This window comes from Thiolapillus sp., from assembly GCF_048562965.1.
GTDB lineage: Bacteria > Pseudomonadota > Gammaproteobacteria > Chromatiales > Chromatiaceae > Thiolapillus > Thiolapillus brandeum_A.
Genome location: NZ_JBHNMF010000332.1, coordinates 1 through 3,656, shown reverse-complemented (window position 1 = coordinate 3,656; position 3,656 = coordinate 1). Strand labels below are relative to the sequence as shown.

At 55.6% G+C, this 3,656-nt stretch carries 5 protein-coding genes and 1 pseudogene; all 6 read right to left on the bottom strand.

Annotated elements, in window-relative coordinates; genetic code table 11:
* A pseudogene (locus ACOCD2_RS14305) lies at window positions 1-273 on the bottom strand (hypothetical protein); the annotation flags it as partial.
* A gap of 129 nt (window positions 274-402) precedes the next feature.
* Window positions 403-1,056 (bottom strand): response regulator, encoded by a 654-nt coding sequence (locus ACOCD2_RS14300; protein ID WP_293648840.1) that lies wholly within the window; start codon window positions 1,054-1,056, stop codon window positions 403-405.
* Complete coding sequence (locus ACOCD2_RS14295) at window positions 1,053-1,862, bottom strand: SDR family oxidoreductase (RefSeq protein WP_293648837.1); 810 nt, start codon at window positions 1,860-1,862, stop codon at window positions 1,053-1,055. The genes ACOCD2_RS14300 and ACOCD2_RS14295 overlap by 4 nt, the downstream gene beginning before the upstream one ends.
* Before the next feature lie 9 nt (window positions 1,863-1,871).
* Window positions 1,872-2,507 (bottom strand): tetratricopeptide repeat protein, encoded by a 636-nt coding sequence (locus ACOCD2_RS14290; protein ID WP_293648835.1) that lies wholly within the window; start codon window positions 2,505-2,507, stop codon window positions 1,872-1,874.
* 176 nt (window positions 2,508-2,683) lie between these two features.
* Window positions 2,684-3,349, bottom strand: a complete 666-nt coding sequence (locus ACOCD2_RS14285; protein ID WP_293648832.1) for a TenA family transcriptional regulator — start codon at window positions 3,347-3,349, stop codon at window positions 2,684-2,686.
* On the bottom strand, window positions 3,333-3,512 hold the full coding sequence (locus ACOCD2_RS14280; protein ID WP_293648829.1) for a hypothetical protein: 180 nt from the start codon (window positions 3,510-3,512) through the stop codon (window positions 3,333-3,335). Before ACOCD2_RS14280 ends, ACOCD2_RS14285 begins: the two co-directional genes overlap by 17 nt.
* Between the last annotated feature and the right edge of the window lie 144 nt (window positions 3,513-3,656).

The window sequence follows — 3,656 nt, the reverse complement described above, 5'->3', positions numbered from 1 at the left end:
GCTACCCACAAATTCTGCTGAGGAGCCATATTTTTCATACTTATGCCTGACGCTTTTGTTCAGGTCTGAATCAACGGTGAAAACGGTCCCCTTGCTGTCGATATCCGCCAGCACCAGTTTGCCGACCAGTTTTGCAGCCTGCGCCAGCTCAGCATCGAAGATTTCCTCGATCTCGTGCAGAGCGCGCTGGTAGCTGACGACCATCATGATCAGCAGGGCCAGCACCAGAAACCCCAGCACCCAGGCCAGTACCTGTCGGCGAATCGAACGCATCAGTACCGAATCCGCATGTTTCGCCGGATAGCATGCCGGCGACAAAGTCTAGCCACACCAGGATCCTCGCAAGCCATTGAATGCAAATTGTAAATCATGATTTTTAAGTGGTCTGCTGAGCCACGCAGGCTAGCCTATGCGATACCCCAAGCCACGCACTGTCTTTATCAGCCCCTGGCCGAGCTTCTTCCGGAGATTGTGCACATGTACTTCCAGAGCATTGCTGCCGATCTCGGCATCCCAGCCATAGACGGTTTCCTCCAGCCGCCGGCGTGAAATTACCCTGCCCCGATTTTCCATCAGGCAGCGCAGCACTTTGAATTCCTTGAGTGTCAGCTCCACGTCCTTTCCCCCTTTGCTGACGGTCTGGGCGGCCGGATCCAGCGAGATCTCTGCAAATTCAAGCAGGGTAACACTACGCCCGTGACTGCGCCGGATCAGCGAGCGCCGCCGCGCCGCCAGTTCATCCAGATCGAAAGGCTTGGTCAGATAGTCATCGGCCCCCAGATCCAGCCCCCTGACGCGATCATCCAGCGCATCCCTTGCGGTGAGAATCAGCACGGGAACATCTTTTTTTCTGTCCCGCAGCGCCCGCAGCACTTCCAGTCCATCGAGACCGGGCAATCCCAGGTCCAGGATAACAATATCAAAGGCTTCATCCAGTGCGGCATACAGGCTCTGCTGACCGTCCCTGAACCAGTCTACCGTATAGCCCTCCGCCAGCAATGCGGCTTTGAGGCCATCCCCCAGCAGCGGATCATCTTCCGCCAGCAACACCCTCACCGGTTACCATCCTGCTCCGCATACTTTTTCATGGTTGTATTCTGCTTCCTCAGGGAATTGTCCACAAGCCCCGGAAACACGCCATTCACACGGGCAAACAGGGATTCAGGAAAACCAATGTACTTTTCCTTCCTGTCCTTGCGAATCGCATCGAGGATCTGGTCGGCCACATACTCTGGCTGATCAAAGCTCATCTTCACCTCCTTGGCCATTTCATAGACTGCGGGTGGATTGAGAGGGGTATCCACCCCCCGCGGTGCAATATAGGTTACTCCCACGCCGGTATCTACGAGTTCACGGCGCAATGCCTGGGAAAATCCGCGCAGGGCAAACTTGCTGGTGGAATAGCTGGTAAAGCAGGAGAAACCGATGCTGCCGAAGGTCGAGCCGATATTCACGATCTGGCCGCCACCCTGTTTCAGCATATCGGGCAGCACCGCATGGGCCATGAGCATGGGAGCAATAGCATTGACCGACATGATCTTTTCGATACTCTCTTCACTCTGTTCCTCGAATCGCGCGAAGGCATTGATGCCGGCAAGATTGATCAGCATGTCCACGCCACCGAAACTTTCCTGCATCACCTGCACGCAGCGAGCGCGGTCTTCGCCCCGGGTAACGTCGGCAACAATGCTGCATGCGCCTTTGGCGAGATCACCCAGTTTCGTTGTCAAATGCTCCAGTTCCTCCTCGAACAGCCCTACCAGGCAAACCCTGGCCCCCGCAGCCAGCAGATCCTCGGCCATGTAACTGCCGATACCCCCAGCGGCGCCAACAAACAGGATGCGTGTATTCTTGAAATCCATAGTATTTTCCTAGTCGAGCATGTCTTTGGCTTTGGCGATAGCCGCATCGATTTCCTGGTGGCGTCCCCTGTCAGCGACAGGCCTGCCGGACCTGGCAGGCGCTGCCCTGGCATTTTCCAGGTACTTCAGCGCCAGCTTTGGCTTGCCTTCTTCCAGAAGATAATCGGCATAGAAATAATTCGGATCGATGCCGTCAGGATTGAGCTTCAGCGCCTTCTTCAGGTACTCCTCGGCCTTGTCGTCATTGCCGAAGCCGATTGGCCAGCCGGGCACCTGGTAATAGAGACTTCCCAGGGAAGTGTAAACAGAACCGTTCAAGACATCGGGATCGATCTTTTCCGCTTCCTCCAGATATTTCCTGGCTTCCTTTACCTTGCCAAGGGCGCCCAGGCCACCGTTGACGCCGGCATCGGTGCTGAGTGCGATAGCGAGCCATACCTTTGCCGCCGCATCCCCGGGATTGCTTTCCACCCGCTGACGCGCCCTGGCGACTAGTTTCTCGAATGCCTTCTCCTGATCATCTTCGGCAGTCTGGTATTTCGCGACAGCCCATTCCCTCTGGATATCTTCCAGACTCACCGGCGTTCCAGCCACCACCATGCCCGTCCATAGCAACAGGCCCAGTAACAATATTCTGATCTTCATGTCTTCACTCCAGTCTTTCTTCCAATAAGGTTGCTGAAACAGTCCATCCACGGCTTTTCCAACTATGGGAACCGAAAAATGCGATTTTCAGTTTCCTTCTTTTTCAATGCCTTGGCGTCATTGAAAACGGCGACACATCCCTGTAGCGCAAACAGCATGCCGAAAACCCCTGTTTTTCAACAGTCTTGTGTATCCAGTGGCAGACTGTCGAATACGTCTCCATACAGCGCATACATCATGTTTGCCATGTGAATCACTGCCTGCCGGTCTGCCTCATCATCCAGGCGGTTCATCAGTTTTTCGTAAAACTGCATGTGACTGACATCTAGGGCGCCGTGAGACGTCAGGTAGCTGAACGCCGCATCCGGCAACGCCAGTGCCTGCTGTATCTTCCGGGCCGCCGTCGACGCCAGTTTCACGCTGGTGCCTTCCAGCACCAGCACCATACCGAAGAAACTCACGGGATTACCACGATAGATGCTGTCATAGGCATAAGCCACCATCAGCTCGGTATTGGCATGGGGCATACCATGACGCACCTGCTCCGCATCACCGCCACAGGCCTCGATATCGTTCAGAATCCACTCCTGGTGACCCGTCTCTTCCTCGATGTATTCCGCAATGGCGACGCGCAGCCATTCCTGTTCCATGGTCAGTCGGCTGCCACAAGCCATGAGCAGGGGTGCCGTGTGCCTGACGTGGTGATAAGCCTGGGTCAGAAAAGCGATATAGGTATCCGTTGAGATGGCACCGGCCATGCCGCGACCGATGGCCTCGATACCCAGGAAGCGGTTGCGTGCCTCTTCTGTCCGGCTGATCAGTGTGTCAAAGAACCTGCTCATGTTTGCTCTCGTAAAGTTGGGATATGGCCTGCTGATAGTGTGCCTGTATGTCGCCCCGCCTGGGCCGCCCGTTGGCAGTCAGCTCCCCGGTTTCAGCCTGGAAAGGTTGCTCCGCCAACACGAATGCACCTACCCTGGCGTAGTCCGGCAAACGATCGTTCACCCGGGTGACGGCTTGACGGATGCTTTGTAAGCGCCAAACAATCAGCCCTATTGCATTTTTTTGACAGGCGTGTTCCAGGGTAGCAGGGCTTCAATGTCCTCAACCGTCCTGGCATTGCCGATGTGCTGCAGCACATGGTGGAGG